The sequence below is a fragment of the Paraburkholderia sp. HD33-4 genome, assembly GCF_021390635.1.
In the GTDB taxonomy this organism is placed as follows: Bacteria; Pseudomonadota; Gammaproteobacteria; order Burkholderiales; family Burkholderiaceae; genus Paraburkholderia.
Window position 1 is genome coordinate 1712338 of sequence record NZ_JAJEJS010000002.1, and the last position, 14739, is coordinate 1727076.

Here is a 14739-nt window from a genome sequence, read left to right on the forward strand (position 1 = left end):
GTCAGAAATCCTTGCAAAGGCGCAGCGCGTCGTAGATCGCGCCGTGAATGTTGTGCATCGAAATGCAGTCGCCGACGCGGAACAGCAGGAAGCGGCCGTTGCCGAGTTCTTCATCCAGACACGGCTGCGGTTCGGACGCGAACAGCTTGTGCACGTCGACCTGGCCGCGATTGAGCGATTCGGGCTTCAGCTTCCAGTAAAGCTGGTCGTTCGGCGTGCTACCGTTTTCGATCACCACCTGATCGACCGCGCGCTCTTCCTGCTCCTCCGTGTACTCATTGCGGATCACGGCGATCTTCTTGCCGTCTTCCTCGTACACCTTGTCGAGCCAGTAGTTCGGCGTATGGATCACGCCTTGTGCGTACAGACGGCGATAGAAGATCGGGAACGTGGTGCCCCCGACGTCGTCGGCAACCTTCACGTCGGGCGTGACGATCTCCACGTTCGCGCCGCGGCTCGCGATGAAATCGGCGACACCCGCGCCCGCATGCGTGCTGACGCCGTCGTACACGAGCACGTTCTTGCCCGGCTCGACTCTGCCGGCCAGCACGTCCCACGAACTGACCGCGAGCCCCGCGTCCACACCCCACGCCGGAACCTGCGACGTGAACGCCGAACCGCCGGTGGCGAGCACGACGATGTCGGGCTTCTCGGCCATGATGGTCTGCTCGTCGGCGGCGACACCGAGACGGCGGTCCACACCGAGGCGCTTCGTCTCCATGTCGAACCAGCGCACGATGCCCGCCATCTGCTCGCGCTGCGGCGCCTTCGCCGCCAGCATGATCTGGCCGCCCACGCAGTCGTTCTTCTCGAATAGCACCACGTCGTGACCGCGCGACTTCGCGACGCGCGCCGCTTCGAGCCCCGCCGGGCCCGCGCCGACCACCACGACCTTGCGCTTCGGCCCACGCGACTTCGTGATCACGTGCGGCATCGTCGCTTCGCGCGAAGTAGCGGCGTTCTGCACGCACAGCACGTCGAGCCCGTTGTACTGACGGTCGATGCAGTAGTTCGCGCCGACGCACTGCTTGATTTCATCCTCGCGGCCATCGCGGATCTTGATGACCATATGCGGATCGGCGATCTGCGCGCGCGTCATGCCGACCAGATCGACCATGCCGCTCGCGAGCAGCCGCTCGGCCTGGCCCGCGTCGCGAATGCTTTGTGCGTGCATCACCGGTACCTTGACGACCTGCTTGATGCCGGCCGCGAGATGCACGAATGGCTCGGGGGGCAGCGCCATCGGCGGCATGCAGTTGGCGAGCGTATTGTGGGTGTCGGCACCGGAGCCGATCACGCCGAGATAGTCGATCAGACCGCTCTCGCTCATCGCCTGGGCGATTTCCTTCAGCTGTTCGTGATTGAGCCCGTCCTCATGGAATTCGTCGCCGCACATGCGCAGGCCGATGCAGAAGTCGGCGCCCACCTCCGCACGCACCGCCTGCAACACTTCGACGCCGAAACGCAGACGGTTTTCGAGCGAGCCGCCCCATTCGTCGGTACGGAAGTTGGTGCGCGGGCTCCAGAACTGGTCGATCAGATGCTGGTGCGCGGCCGAGATCTCGATGCCGTCCATGCCCGCATCCTTCACGCGCTTCGCGGCCGCCGCGAAGTCGCCGATGATTCGGCGGATCTCCTCGACCTCGATGATCTTCGCGTTGCCGCGATGCACCGGCTCGCGCACGCCCGACGGCGACATCAGATGCGGCCAGTGCTCGCCGTGAAACGCCGAACGGCGTCCCATGTGAGTGGCCTGAATCATGATCTTCGCGCCATGCGCATGCATCGCTTCGGCGAGCCGCGCGAGCGGATCGACGATTCGATCAGTGGCGAGATTGACCGACTTCCACCAGCCTTGCGGGCTGTCGATCGACACCGGGCTCGAGCCGCCGCATACGGCGAGTCCGACGCCGCCCTTGGCCTTTTCCTCGTAGTAGCGGATATAACGATCGCCGGGCAGGCCGCCCGGCTCCGCATAGACCTCCGCATGCGCGGTACTGACGATGCGATTGCGCAGCGTCAGCTTGTTCAACGTGAGTGGCTTGAAAAGGTTCGGGTAACGCATCGCGATCGACCTCGGAATGCCCGGTTTAGATTGAGGAGAGCGGCGACACTTCGAACACGCAGTGCTCGTGTCCTTCCGCCGCGCAGCGTGCTTCTTTCGATTGCGACGGCGGCCCCTTGCGCGCGCCGTCGGGCGCCGTATCGTTGACCCAGTCCATCGCGCCCGCGAACCAGCCGGCGAACATGTAGCAGAGCTTGCCGGTCTTGCCCGGCTGCGCGAGCACGAACGACGAGTGGCGCAGTTCGATGCGCGCATGCGAGCTCGCCGGATCGGCTTCGATGATCCTGAACAGACCCCAGCCGCGCTGCGACAGACGGTTCAGGTAGTGCTCGAATACCGCCATGCCGGCAAGGCCATGCTGCTTCGCCTCCTTCTCGCACCAGAAATACGCGGACTTGTAGCCGGCCTTGTAGAGAATCTCCGCGTACTTGTCGCGGCCGAGCGCTTCCTCGACGGCGACGTGGTTGTTGGTGAAGAAATGACGCGGCACGTACAGCATCGGCAGCGCGTCGGTGGTCCAGACGCCGGTGTCCGGATTCACGTCGATGGGCAGTTGAGGTTGCATGTGGGAACTCCGTTTTTATCCGTTGCAAAAAGGCTCACACCTTCCAGACTTCGCCGAACACCCGTACCCAGTTTTCGCCCATGATCTTGCGGATGCGCGTCTCGCTCCAGCCGGCGCGTTCCATCGCCGCTGTGAGGTTCGGAAACTCGCCGATCGTGCGAATGCCTTCGGGGTTCACGACCTTGCCGAAATTCGTCAACTGGCGATAACGGCCCTTGTCGTGCGTGATCCAGTCGAAGAACTCGGTGCTGTAGCCCTGGGTGAAATCGGTGCCGATGCCCACCTGGTCTTCGCCGATCAGGTTCACCACGTAGTCGATCGCCTCGATGTAGTCCTCGACGGTTGCATCCGGTCCGCGCTTCAGGAACGGCGCGAACATCGTCACGCCGACGAAGCCGCCCGCATCCGCGATCTCCTTCAGCTGCTCGTCGCTCTTGTTGCGCGGATGCTCCTTGAGCCCGGACGGGCAGCAATGCGAATAGCAGACCGGCTTCTTCGACGCCGCGATCGCCTCCGACGACGTGTTGCCGCCCACATGCGACAGATCGACCATGATGCCGACGCGGTTCATCTCCTGAATCACTTCGCGCCCGTAACCGGACAGACCGCCGTCGCGCTCGTAGCAACCGGTGCCGACGAGGTTCTGCGTGTTGTAGCAAAGCTGCACGACGTTGACGCCGAGATCCTTGAACGCCTCGATATAGCCGAGGTTGTCCTCGAACGCATGCGCGTTCTGGAAGCCGAAGATGATGCCGGTCTTGTTCTCTTTCTTCGCGCGGAAGATGTCTTCGGTGGTGCGCACTAGCGTGAGAATCTCGCTGTATTGGCGAATCTGCTGCTTCATCTCGGCGATGTTGTCGACGGTCTTCTGAAAGCTTTCCCAGACCGACACCGTGCAGTTCACCGCGGTCACGCCGCCCTTGCGCATGTCCTCGAACACCGAGCGCTCGAACTTCGAAATGTTCAGCCCGTCGATGATGATGCTGTTCTCGTGCAATTGACTCATCGTTTGCTCCACGCGTACTCAGTAGATGGGGAAGCGGTCGCACAGCGCGAAAATCTCGCGGCGCACGCGTCGTTCGGTTGCGGTATCGCCTTCGGGGGACGCACGCAGCGCATCGAGCACCTCGACGATCAGACGCCCGACCTCGCGGAACTCGCTGACGCCGAAACCGCGCGTCGTGGCGGCCGGCGTGCCGAGGCGGATGCCGGAGGTGACGGTCGGCTTCTCCGTATCGAACGGAATGCCGTTCTTGTTGCAGGTGATGCCCGCGCGCTCCAGCGCCTGTTCGACCTGGTTGCCCTTGAGCCCCTTCGGCCGCAGATCGACCAGCAGCAGATGGTTGTCGGTGCCGCCCGTCACCAGATCGACGCCGCCCGCTTTCAGCACGTCGCCGAGCGCCCGCGCGTTCGCGAGCACGCTATCGATATAGGTTTTGAAGCCGGGCTGCAGCGCCTCGCCGAAGGCGACCGCCTTGCCAGCGATCACGTGCATCAGCGGGCCGCCCTGCAAGCCCGGGAACACGGCGGAGTTGATCTTCTTCGCGATCTCTTCGTCGTTGGTCAGCACGAAGCCGCCGCGCGGACCCCGCAAGGTCTTATGGGTGGTCGACGTGACCACGTGCGCATGCGGGACCGGGTTGTCATGACGGCCCGCCGCGATCACACCGGCGATATGCGCCATGTCCACCATCAGCTTCGCACCGACGCCGTCGGCGATCGAGCGCAGCCGCGCGAAGTCGAGCGCGCGCGGATAGGCGGAGAAACCGGCGATCAACAACGTGGGCTTGTGCTGTTGCGCCAGTTCCTCGATCTGCTCGTAGTCGATCAGCATCGTGTCGCGCCGCACGCCGTACTGCACCGCGTTGAACCACTTGCCCGACAGTGCGGGCTTGGCGCCGTGCGTCAGATGGCCGCCCGCGTCGAGCGACATGCCGAGCACCGTATCGCCCGGCTTCGTCAACGCCAGCATCACCGCGCCGTTGGCCTGCGCGCCGGAATGCGGCTGCACGTTGGCGAACTTCGCGTCGAACAGTTGCTTGATACGATCGAGCGCGAGCGTCTCGATCTCGTCCACGTATTCGCAACCGCCGTAGTACCGCTTGCCCGGATACCCTTCCGCATACTTGTTGGTCAGCACGGAACCCTGGGCGTCGAGCACTGCGCGCGATACGATGTTTTCCGACGCGATCAGCTCGATCTGCGACTGCTGACGCTCGAGCTCTTTCAGAATGGCGCCGCGCACCGCCGGATCGCGCGCCGGTAGCGAGTCTTCGAAGAAGGGATTCGGGTTCGACATGGAAGGTCCGTAAGACGTTGACGGGAGGCCGCTGCGGCTTGCTGGCGGGCTAACGCCACCGCTTTGCCTTGGATCTATTCTTGACCTCCGCCGCGCGCGTCGATTTACGAATTCAGACGCGTTCTTTGCCTTTTCCGCCATGCGCGTCCTTTTTCGACAAGTCGGCGTGCTCCGCGCGCCCGGCGCTGCACTACAACGCAGACTCGCTGCGCCGATCGGGTGCGCCGCCCCGGCGCTGCGGCGCCGTTCTGGTGCCGGGCGGAAGCGGTTCCATCAGTTGATTGCTTAGATATTCCAGGCTTTGTGCGCAGCATCCGAGGGTTTAGCCTGATGGCACGGTAGTTGCCCTGATCCTCAGAATTAAGCTAGTCGCCCTCCCCACGGCGACGCGACATTCACATCAGGATTTCCCGTTCCCATGTCCACCGATCGCACGGCATCGTTGTCGCATTTCGCATTCATGCCGGTTCCCAACTTCACGATGATCGCCTTCACGAACGCGATCGAAGTGCTGCGCATGGCGAACTATCTGACGGGCCAGCCGCTTTACCGCTGGTCGATCGTGAGTCCCGAGGGCGGACCGGTCATGGCGAGCAACGGACTATCCGTCGACACGGGTCCGGTTGAATGCGTCGGGCAACCCGATATCGTGTTCGTGGTCGGCGGCATCGACGTGCAGCGCTCCACCACCGCCGAGCATCTGTCCGCGCTGCGCCGTTTCGCACGCATGGGCTGCGTGCTCGGCAGCCTGTGCACGGGCACCTATGCGCTCGCGCGCGCCGGCCTGCTGGCCGGTTATGCGTGCGCGATTCATTGGGAAAACATGTCGGCGCTGAAGGAGGAGTTTCCCGATACGCGCTTTCTGAAAGAGCTGTTCGTGATCGATCGCGATCGTGTCACCTGCACCGGCGGCGTCGCACCGCTCGACATGATGCTGAACCTGATCGCGCCGCGCGTCGGTACCGCGCGAGTCACGCAGATCGCCGAGCAGTTCATCGTCGAACACGTGCGCGACACCAGCGCGCAGCAGAAGATGCCGCTCGTCGCGCGGCTCGGCTCGGCCAATAAGTCGCTGTTCGAAGTGATTTCGCTGATGGAGAACAACATCGAGGAGCCGCTGTCGCGCGAGGAACTGGCGCGGCTCGCTGGCATGTCGCAACGGCAGTTGCAGCGCCTCTTCCGCGAGCATCTGGGCATGACGCCCACGCACTATTACCTGACGCTGCGCCTGCGGCGCGCGCGCGAACTGCTGTTGCAAACCGACATGTCGATCATGCACATCACGATGGCGTGCGGCTTCCAGTCGGCCTGCCACTTCTCGAAGAGCTATCGCGACGCGTTCGGCACCGCGCCGACGCGCGAGCGTCGCAAGCAGGCGCCTTCGCTCTCCAGCGCGCCGGTGTTGGCGGCTTGATCGATGAACAAATGAACGCACGCGCTGAACGGGGTATCCGTTCAGCGCGTGCGTCGCTTCAAGCGATGCGTGCGCAGCAGGCCACGCAGCGCTTTAGCGGCCAGCGAACCTCAAGCCGCCTTCAATAGCCCATGCGGGTCGATCACAAACTTCTTCGGCGCGCCGCCGTCGAATTGCCGGTAGCCCTCGGGCGCATCGTCGAGCGACACCACCGTCACGTTGACGATATCGGCGATCGGCAAGCGATCCCACAGGATCGCCTGCATCAGATCGCGGTTGTACTTCATGACCGGCGTCTGCCCGGTGTGGAACGAATGCGACTTGGCCCAGCCCAGGCCAAAACGCAAACTGAGGCTGCCCCGGCGCGCGGCGGCGTCGGCCGAGCCCGGATCGTCGGTCACGTAGAGTCCGGGAATGCCGATCGCGCCAGCCGCGCGGGTGATTTCCATCAGCGAATTGAGCACCGTGGCCGGGGCTTCCTCGTGTGAGCCGTTGCTGCCGTGGCCGTGCGCTTCGAAGCCGACGCAGTCCACCGCGCAATCCACTTCGGGTTTGCCGAGGATCTGCTCGATCTGTTCGCCGAGCGTCGCGTCCTTCGACAGATTGATGGTCTGGAAGCCCATCTTGCGCGCATGCTCGAGGCGCGCCTCGTTCATGTCGCCGACGATCGTGCAGGCCGCGCCCAGCAGCCGCGCGGACGCGGCCGCCGCCATGCCGACCGGCCCCGCGCCAGCGATATAGACGGTCGCGCCGGGCTTTACGCCGGCCATCACCGCGCCGTGATAGCCGGTCGGCAGAATGTCGGACAGGCAGGTCAGGTCGCGGATCTTCGCCATCGCCTGCGCACGGTCCGGGAATTTCAGCAGATTGAAGTCCGCGTATGGCACCAGTACGTATTCGGCCTGGCCGCCGATCCAGCCGCCCATGTCGACATAGCCATACGCGCCGCCCGCGCGCGACGGATTCACGTTCAGGCACACGCCGGTATGCTGGGCCTTGCAGGTCGGGCAGCGTCCGCACGCGACGTTGAACGGCACCGACACCAGATCGCCGACGCTCAGTGTCTCGACGTCGCGCCCTACCTCGATCACTTCGCCGGTAATCTCGTGCCCGAGCACGAGGCCGACCTCGGCGGTCGTGCGGCCACGCACCATGTGCTGATCGGAACCGCAGATATTCGTGCTCACCACCTTCAGTATCACGCCGTGGCCGATCGAACGGCCGCGTGGATCGACCATCTTCGGATAATCGATCGACTGCACTTCGACCTTGCCCTGCCCCAGATACACGACGCCGCGATTGCTGCTCATTGTCTCGTCTCCATGTTCGTGAGCGGCGCGCCCGCACGCTGCATGGCGCGCCGTTTCACCAGCGTAGCGGCCGCCCGCGGCGACGCCTGTGCCGAACACGACACGCGTTTGGCTGCAACCGACAACGGCGGTATCGCCCGCGCTGGTGCCCACAACTTTTTCTTTACCCCCGCGCAACATATCCTCGTTTGCCAGCGGTTCGCAAAAGTCGGATAGTGCAGCCTCGATCGAATCGGCGCTGCGCCGATTCACACTCCCGACCAAGGCCCCGTTTGCCATGAAGACCCGAGCGCTCAAACTGATAACAACCGCCACGTTCGCGCTGTTCACGCTGTACGCGAGCTCACCCGCCGGCCACGCGGCCGAGCCCGGCACCGCGCAACTGCAGTCCGCCGTCGATGCCGCGATCCGGCCGATGATGGCGAAGTACCATATCGCCGGCATGGCGGTCGGCGTGATCGAGGACGGCAAGCCCTACGTGTACAACTACGGCGTCGCATCGACGCAAACCGCCAAGCCGGTCACCCGCGATACGCTGTTCGAACTCGGCTCGGTCAGCAAGACCTTCACGGCGACGCTCGCTTCGTATGCGCAGCTCGACGGCAAGCTGTCGTTGTCCGACGGCACCGAGCGGTATCTGCCCACGCTGCGCGGCCGGCCGTTCGGCAAAGTGAGCCTGCTGAACCTCGGCACGCATACGCCCGGCGGTCTGCCGCTCCAGGTGCCGGACGACATCCACAACGACGCGCAACTGCTGCGGTACTTCCACGATTGGCAGCCCGCTCATGCGCCCGGTACGTTCCGCACCTACTCGAATCCCGGCATCGGCACGCTGGGCCTGATCACCGCGAAGACCATGGGGCAGGACTTCACCGCGCTGATGCAGCAGCGCGTGTTTCCGGTGCTCGGCATGAAGAGCACCTACATCGATGTCCCCGCGGCGAAAATGCCGGACTACGCGCAGGGCTATACGAAAGACGGTGCGCCGATCCGCCTGACGGGCGGCGTGATTTCCGCCGAAGCGTACGGGGTGAAATCGACCGCCGCCGACATGCTGCGGTTCGTGCAGGCGAACATGAACCTGATCCCGCTCGACAGTCAGTTCCAGCGCGCGATCACGGACACGCATACCGGCTACTTCCAGGCCGGCGTGCTGACCCAGGATCTGATCTGGGAGCAGTACCCGTATCCGGTCGCATTGCCGACCTTGCTGGCCGGCAATTCAATGCAGATGGCCCTCGATGGCTCGCCGTCGAGCGCAATCAAGCCGCCGCTGCCGCCGCAGCAGAACGTCTGGATCAACAAGACCGGATCGACCAACGGCTTCGGCGCGTATGTCGCGTTCGTGCCGCAAAAGCGCCTCGGCATCGTGATGCTCGCCAACCGCAATTTCCCCATTGAAGCGCGGGTGAGCGCCGCGCATCAGATCCTCACGGCGCTGGATGGCGGCAAGCAGTGACAGGCAGTGAACCTAGGTCCGCAGCCGCGCACGCGCGGCGCCGGCGATCCGCGCAAGCGCATCCGTGCTCAGGCGGGCCGCGATTTTCTCGACGTACGCGTGATGCCGCGCTTCGAGCGGCGCACCGAGCTCCCGCGCGAGCAGATAGCGGATCAGCGCAATGCGCCGATGACGCAGCGCGATGCTCTGATCGAGCAGCGCGAGCGCGGCGCCGGCATCGCGCTGATCGCACGCGAGCGCCGTGAGACGCGCGGTGGCGACACGTGTCGACGTCATGGCGAAGATGAAGAAGAATCGAAGCAAGCGGCGGCCGGTGCCTGCACACACGGGCCGCCGTGTATCAGCGGAGCGATCGGCTCGTCGATCAGGACATCAGCGGCTCGGCGGCGTCGAGCATGATCCTGACGAAGTAGTCCGCGAAGCTGCGGCGCACGACGATGTCGAAACTGTCCGCGCCCGTGGGCAGCAACGTGATCGACGCCTTGAAATAATGGCTCTGCGCGCACTGCCCCACGCCGAATAGCTTTGGATGCAGATCGAGCGGACAGCCCCGCGCGAGCACGTCGCGCGTCCGCGCGCCGGTGATTTCGAGCACCGTAAAGCCGCTGCCGATATCGACCGCCGAGGCGAACACGCCCGCGAACGCCGCGCCGAGCTTCGCCTGCAACGGCGCCGTGCGCGTCGCATCGTGCGCGGCTTCCGAACGCACCAGCCATTCGTCCGGACCGAGCCACACCATGTCGTAGCCGTTGCCGCGCGCGACGGTATTTGCCTTCTCCGGCGGCTTGCAGCCAATCACCTGTTCCACCGCGCGAATGAACGCCGCGTCGCGCGTATCGCCGCGCACGTTCACGAGTTCGAGAAACGGCCGCTCGCCGAGCCGGAACGCGGCAGTCGCGTTGGCCTGATGCTGCTTCAGCAGCCCTTGCGCGCCGACCAGCGGCGACTCCTGCCACGCGCCGTTTTGCCGCCCGAGCGTGCGGTCCACTATCGACACCGTTCCGCCTGTTTCATTCCACATGTTGACGTGCTCCTTCGCTGTCGTAGAACACCGGACTCGCGATTTTCGCTGAGATCTGTTTGCCGCTCGAGAGCGGAATCGTGACGGTCGTGCCGATCTTGTCGAGACCGCCCTTGACGACCGCCATCGCGATCGAGCGCTGCAAAATCGGGCTGTAATAGCTCGACGTGACGTGCCCGAGCATCGGCGCGGTGTCGCCCTGGAACGGACCGGCGACGATCTGCGAACCCTCGGGTATCACGAATGATGCATCTTCCGATAGCAGCCCGACCAGTTGCTTGCGCCCCGCCTTCGCGGTGTCCGAGCGGGCGAGCGAGCGCTTGCCGAGAAAGTCCTTCGACTTCGCGACGAGCCCGCCCATGCCGAGGTCGTGCGGCGTCATCGAGCCATCCGTATCCTGGCCGACGATGATGTAGCCCTTCTCAGCGCGCAGCACGTGCATCGTCTCGGTGCCGTACGGCGTGATGTTGAACTCCGCGCCCGCGGCCATCAATGCTTCCCACACCGCGCGTCCGACGTTGGCCGGCACGTTCACTTCATAAGCGAGTTCGCCCGAGAAGCTGATGCGCATCACGCGCGCCGCCGCGCCCGCGACGGTGCCTTCGCGATACGTCATGAACGGGAACGCGTCGTTCGCGAAGTCGATGTCGTCGCAGATCTTTTGCAGCACCTTGCGGCTCTTCGGTCCGACCACCGCAAAAGTTGCCCAGTGATCGGTGACCGACGCGAGCCGCACGCGCAGGTCGGGCCATTCGGTCTGCAGCCAGCGCTCGAGCCACGTGAGCACCCGCGCGGCGCCGCCGGTGGTAGTCGTCATCATGTAGTGCTGCTCGGCGAGGCGCACGGTCACGCCGTCGTCGAAGATCATGCCGTTTTCGTCGAGCATCAGGCCGTAGCGGCACTTGCCGACTTCGAGCTTGGTCCACGGGTTCGTGTATACCCAGTTCAGCAGCTTCGCGGAGTCGGGGCCCTGAATGTCGATCTTGCCGAGCGTCGACGCATCGAGAATGCCGACGCTCGTGCGCACCGCGAGCGATTCGCGCGCGAGCGCCGCGTGCATGTCCTCGCCCGCCTTCGGGTAGTACCACGGACGCTTCCAGTTGCCGACGTCCTCGAACGCCGCGCCGTTTTCCACATGCCATTCATGCACCGCGGTCTTGCGCACCGGGTCGAGCAATTCGCCCAATTCGCGCCCGGCAAACGTGCCGAACGTGACCGGCGTGTAGTTCGGCCGGAACGTCGTCGTGCCGGTCTCGGGAATGGTCTTGCCGAGCGCCTGCGCGAGAATCGCCATGCCGTTGATGTTGCCGAGCTTGCCCTGGTCGGTGCCGAAACCCATCGCGGTGTAGCGCTTCACGTGTTCGACGGATTCGAAGCCTTCACGCGCCGCGAGGAAGATGTCGGCCGCCGCGACGTCGTTCTGGAAATCGACGAACTGCTTGGGCCCGCGCGTGGCCAGCTCGCGTCCGCCGACGAGCCACAGCGGTTCCAGCTTCGCTTCGCTCAGTTCGGCGACCTGCACCGGCTTCGGCCGCGCGACGATGTGCCCGGCCGCGCGCGCCGCTTCGACGCCGGCGTCGACCGCGAAACGGATGCCCTGGCCGAGCGTGAAGTCACCGGCGCAGGCGCCGACGCTGGTCTCGGGTTGAACCGCTTTACCCGGCACGAAGCAGGCCTTGTCGTCATGCCAATGGGCCTTGCCGCCCGACTGCGCGAACAGATGCAGCACCGGGCTCCAGCCGCCCGACATCGCGAGCAGATCGCAGGGCAGCTCGCCCTGTTGCCCCGTGATCTGCCCTTTCGCGTACGACGCGAGCGACACCGACGCGACGCGCAGCTTGCCGTGCGCGGCCGTGACGACCGTGCCGCTCATCACCTTGATGCCATGGCGGCGCGCGAGCACGGGCAGCGTGCCCTTCGATTCGCCCGCGCGCGGATCGATGACGGTCACTTGCGCGCCGGCCGCTTTCAGGTCGAGCGCGCATTGATAGCCGTCGTCGTTGTTGGTGAACACGACCGCGTTGCGCCCCGGCAGCACCGCGTAGCGATGCAGATAGGTCGACACCGCCGACGCGAGCATCACGCCGGGCAGATCGTTGTTGCCGAACACGATCGGCCGTTCATGCGCGCCGGTCGCCAGAATCACCCGTTTCGCGCGGATCTTCCACAGCAGCTCGCGCGTGCCCTTGCGTTGCGACACCGGCAGATGATCGGTCAGACGCTGCGTGACCGTGACGAGGTTGTGGTCCTGATAGCCGAACGCGGTGCTGCGGCTCAGGATCTTCACGTCGGGCATTTGCCGCAATTCGTCTTCGATTTTCTGCACCCACTTCAACGCGGGCTTGCCGTCGATCTCCGCGCCACACGACAGCAGCGTACCGCCGAGTTCGGGCTGATCGTCGACGAGCGTCACGCGCGCGCCGGACAAGGCCGCCGCATGCGCAGCCGCGAGCCCGGTCGGGCCACCGCCGACCACCAGCACGTCGCAATGCGCGAAGCACTTGTCGTAGCGGTCCGCGTCGCGGTGTTGCGGCGCGGTGCCGAGACCGGCCGCGTCGCGAATCGCTTCCTCGTACTTCGGCCAGAGTTTGCGCGGCCACATGAAGGTCTTGTAGTAGAAGCCCGCCGGGATGAAGCGCGCGATCTTCTGGTTGATCGCCATGCGGTCCTTCTCGATGCTCGGTTTCGCGTTCACGCTGCTCGCGACGAGCCCCTGATACAACTCGACCTCGGTGGCCCGCGCGTTCGGCACGGTGTAGGCGCCGGTCTCCAGTTGCACGACCGCGTTCGGCTCCTCGACGCCCGCGGTCACGATGCCGCGCGGCCGATGATATTTCCAGCTGCGCGCGACGAAATGCATGCCGTTCGCGAGCAACGCCGACGCGAGCGTATCGCCCTGAAAGCCTTGATATTCGACGCCGTTGAACGTGAAGCTCAGCGCGATCGCGCGGTTGATGCGCCCGCCGGTCGGGAGTCGGTCTTTCTGGCTCATGATGCTTTGCCCTCTTGCTTGTTGCCTGCCTGTGCATCGTTACCGTCCAGCGCCAGCAAAGGTCGCTCGAACGTCTGATAGCCCTGGAACGCGTAACTGACGGTGTCGCGCTGCGCCTTGAACCAGCGGCGGCAGCCCTGGGTGTGGAACCATTGCTCGCGATGCACGCCGCGCGAGTTCTTGCGCATGAACAGATAGTCGCCCCATTCCTTGTCGGTGAGCGATTCGGTGTCGAGCGGGCGGGCGATGTCCGCCTCGCCGCCGCAGGAGAATTCGGTTTCGGCGCGGGGACCGCACCACGGGCATTCGATCAAAAGCATTTGTGTCTCCTTGTCGCTTAGTGGGCCACGGCGGCAGCGCCATGCTCATCGATCAGATGACCGGTATAGAACCGATCCAGCGAAAACGGCGCGTTCAACGGATGCGGCTCGTCCTTCGCGATCGTGTGCGCAAAGACCCATCCGGAACCGGGCGTCGCCTTGAAGCCGCCCGTGCCCCAGCCGCAGTTGAAATACAGCCCCTTCACATCGGTCTTGCTGATGATCGGGCACGCGTCCGGCGACACGTCGACGATGCCGCCCCACTGCCGGTTCATCCGCACGCGAGAAAACACCGGGAACATTTCGACGATCGCTTCGAGCGTGCCCTCGATGATGTGGAAGCTGCCGCGCTGCCCGAAGCCCGTGTACTGATCGACGCCCGCGCCGATCACCAGATCGCCCTTGTCGGACTGGCTGATATACGCGTGGACCGCATTCGACATCACGACCGTGTTGACGACCGGCTTGATCGGCTCGGACACCAGCGCCTGCAACGGATGGCTTTCGAGCGGCAGCCGCACGCCGGCCATATCGGCGAGCGTCGACGTGTTGCCGGCCGCGACTACCGCGACCTTCTTCGCCTTTATGAAGCCCTTCGTGGTCTCGACGCCCGTCACCTGGCTGCCGTCGCGGCGAATGCCGATGACCTGGCAGTTCTGCACGATATCGACGCCGGCCTGATCCGCGCCGCGCGCGAAACCCCAAGCCACCGCATCGTGCCGGGCCACGCCGCCGCGCCGCTGGATCGACGCGCCGAGCACCGGATAGCGGCTGTTCAGATTGATGGTCGGCTCGAGTTCCTTGATCTGCGCGGGCGTGAGGAATTCGGCGTCGACGCCGTTCAGGCGGTTCGCGTTGACCCGGCGCTCGGTGTCGCGCACGTCCTGCAGCGTATGCGCGAGATTCATCACGCCGCGCTGGCTGAACATCACGTTGTAGTTCAGATCCTGCGAGAGCCCTTCCCACAGCTTCATCGCCTTCTCGTAGAGCGCGGCGGATTCGTCCCACAGATAGTTCGAGCGCACGATCGTCGTATTGCGCGCGGTATTGCCGCCGCCGATCCAGCCCTTCTCGATCACCGCGACGTTGCGCACGCCGTGCTCCTTCGCGAGGTAGTACGCGGTCGCGAGACCGTGCCCGCCGCCGCCGACGATCACGACGTCGTACTCACGCTTCGGCTCGGGGCTGCGCCATTGCCGCTCCCAGTTCTCGTGATACGACATTCCGTTGCGCAGCAGGCTGAATATCGAATAGCGGCTCATCGTCGGTCCTTTGCGGGTTTGCTGATGCTGAT

Annotated in this window: 12 protein-coding genes; 2 read left to right on the forward strand and 10 right to left on the reverse strand. The window is 64.7% G+C overall.

Features of this window, described 5'->3' with window-relative positions:
- Position 1: 1 nt before the first annotated feature.
- Genes L0U84_RS27900 through L0U84_RS27915 form a run of 4 tightly spaced genes read right to left on the reverse strand, consistent with a single transcriptional unit; the run spans position 2 to position 4929 of the window.
- On the reverse strand, positions 2–2065 hold the full coding sequence (locus L0U84_RS27900) for an NADH:flavin oxidoreductase (protein ID WP_233854805.1): 2064 nt from the start codon (positions 2063–2065) through the stop codon (positions 2–4).
- Positions 2066–2090: 25 nt separating this feature from the next.
- Entirely contained in the window at positions 2091–2630 is a 540-nt protein-coding gene (locus L0U84_RS27905; RefSeq protein WP_233854815.1) for a DUF5943 domain-containing protein, read from the reverse strand.
- 34 nt (positions 2631–2664) lie between these two features.
- Positions 2665–3636, reverse strand: a complete 972-nt coding sequence (locus L0U84_RS27910; protein WP_233854817.1) for a dipeptidase — start codon at positions 3634–3636, stop codon at positions 2665–2667.
- A gap of 18 nt (positions 3637–3654) precedes the next feature.
- Positions 3655–4929: a serine hydroxymethyltransferase gene (locus L0U84_RS27915; RefSeq protein ID WP_233854825.1), complete on the reverse strand. Its 1275-nt coding sequence runs from the start codon at positions 4927–4929 to the stop codon at positions 3655–3657.
- A gap of 418 nt (positions 4930–5347) precedes the next feature.
- On the opposite strand from L0U84_RS27915, the gene L0U84_RS27920 reads away from it, so the two are divergent.
- The gene (locus tag L0U84_RS27920) at positions 5348–6343 is read left to right on the forward strand and encodes a GlxA family transcriptional regulator (RefSeq protein WP_233854827.1); all 996 of its coding nucleotides are present in this window, start codon (positions 5348–5350) and stop codon (positions 6341–6343) included.
- A 110-nt stretch (positions 6344–6453) separates the two neighbouring features.
- Here L0U84_RS27920 and fdhA read toward each other — a convergent pair whose 3' ends face one another.
- Positions 6454–7653 (reverse strand): formaldehyde dehydrogenase, glutathione-independent, encoded by a 1200-nt coding sequence (gene fdhA / locus L0U84_RS27925; protein WP_233854829.1) that lies wholly within the window; start codon positions 7651–7653, stop codon positions 6454–6456.
- A gap of 277 nt (positions 7654–7930) precedes the next feature.
- On the opposite strand from fdhA, the gene ampC reads away from it, so the two are divergent.
- Entirely contained in the window at positions 7931–9112 is a 1182-nt protein-coding gene (gene ampC / locus L0U84_RS27930) for a class C beta-lactamase (protein WP_233854831.1), read from the forward strand.
- Positions 9113–9124: 12 nt separating this feature from the next.
- Here ampC and L0U84_RS27935 read toward each other — a convergent pair whose 3' ends face one another.
- From L0U84_RS27935 to L0U84_RS27955, 5 genes are all read right to left on the reverse strand, one after another.
- The gene (locus tag L0U84_RS27935) at positions 9125–9388 is read right to left on the reverse strand and encodes a hypothetical protein (RefSeq protein ID WP_233854833.1); all 264 of its coding nucleotides are present in this window, start codon (positions 9386–9388) and stop codon (positions 9125–9127) included.
- A gap of 88 nt (positions 9389–9476) precedes the next feature.
- On the reverse strand, positions 9477–10133 hold the full coding sequence (locus L0U84_RS27940) for a sarcosine oxidase subunit gamma (protein ID WP_233854835.1): 657 nt from the start codon (positions 10131–10133) through the stop codon (positions 9477–9479).
- Complete coding sequence (locus L0U84_RS27945) at positions 10123–13125, reverse strand: sarcosine oxidase subunit alpha family protein (RefSeq protein ID WP_233854837.1); 3003 nt, start codon at positions 13123–13125, stop codon at positions 10123–10125. The genes L0U84_RS27940 and L0U84_RS27945 overlap by 11 nt, the downstream gene beginning before the upstream one ends.
- A complete protein-coding gene (locus L0U84_RS27950; protein ID WP_233854839.1) occupies positions 13122–13445 on the reverse strand; it encodes a sarcosine oxidase subunit delta in 324 nt (107 codons plus the stop codon). Before L0U84_RS27950 ends, L0U84_RS27945 begins: the two co-directional genes overlap by 4 nt.
- 17 nt (positions 13446–13462) lie before the next feature.
- Entirely contained in the window at positions 13463–14707 is a 1245-nt protein-coding gene (locus L0U84_RS27955; protein WP_233854841.1) for a sarcosine oxidase subunit beta family protein, read from the reverse strand.
- Positions 14708–14739 lie beyond the last annotated feature (32 nt).

What these genes read in the sequence shown, in the direction of transcription:
- L0U84_RS27905 (WP_233854815.1), bottom strand. Translation starts at nt 2,630, where the DNA reads ATGCAACCTCAACTGCCCATCGACGTGAATCCGGACACCGGCGTCTGG.
- ampC (WP_233854831.1), top strand. Translation starts at nt 7,931, where the DNA reads ATGAAGACCCGAGCGCTCAAACTGATAACAACCGCCACGTTCGCGCTG.
- L0U84_RS27915 (WP_233854825.1), bottom strand. Translation starts at nt 4,929, where the DNA reads ATGTCGAACCCGAATCCCTTCTTCGAAGACTCGCTACCGGCGCGCGAT.
- L0U84_RS27955 (WP_233854841.1), bottom strand. Translation starts at nt 14,707, where the DNA reads ATGAGCCGCTATTCGATATTCAGCCTGCTGCGCAACGGAATGTCGTAT.
- L0U84_RS27950 (WP_233854839.1), bottom strand. Translation starts at nt 13,445, where the DNA reads ATGCTTTTGATCGAATGCCCGTGGTGCGGTCCCCGCGCCGAAACCGAA.
- L0U84_RS27935 (WP_233854833.1), bottom strand. Translation starts at nt 9,388, where the DNA reads ATGACGTCGACACGTGTCGCCACCGCGCGTCTCACGGCGCTCGCGTGC.
- fdhA (WP_233854829.1), bottom strand. Translation starts at nt 7,653, where the DNA reads ATGAGCAGCAATCGCGGCGTCGTGTATCTGGGGCAGGGCAAGGTCGAA.
- L0U84_RS27945 (WP_233854837.1), bottom strand. Translation starts at nt 13,125, where the DNA reads ATGAGCCAGAAAGACCGACTCCCGACCGGCGGGCGCATCAACCGCGCG.
- L0U84_RS27940 (WP_233854835.1), bottom strand. Translation starts at nt 10,133, where the DNA reads ATGTGGAATGAAACAGGCGGAACGGTGTCGATAGTGGACCGCACGCTC.
- L0U84_RS27920 (WP_233854827.1), top strand. Translation starts at nt 5,348, where the DNA reads ATGTCCACCGATCGCACGGCATCGTTGTCGCATTTCGCATTCATGCCG.
- L0U84_RS27910 (WP_233854817.1), bottom strand. Translation starts at nt 3,636, where the DNA reads ATGAGTCAATTGCACGAGAACAGCATCATCATCGACGGGCTGAACATT.
- L0U84_RS27900 (WP_233854805.1), bottom strand. Translation starts at nt 2,065, where the DNA reads ATGCGTTACCCGAACCTTTTCAAGCCACTCACGTTGAACAAGCTGACG.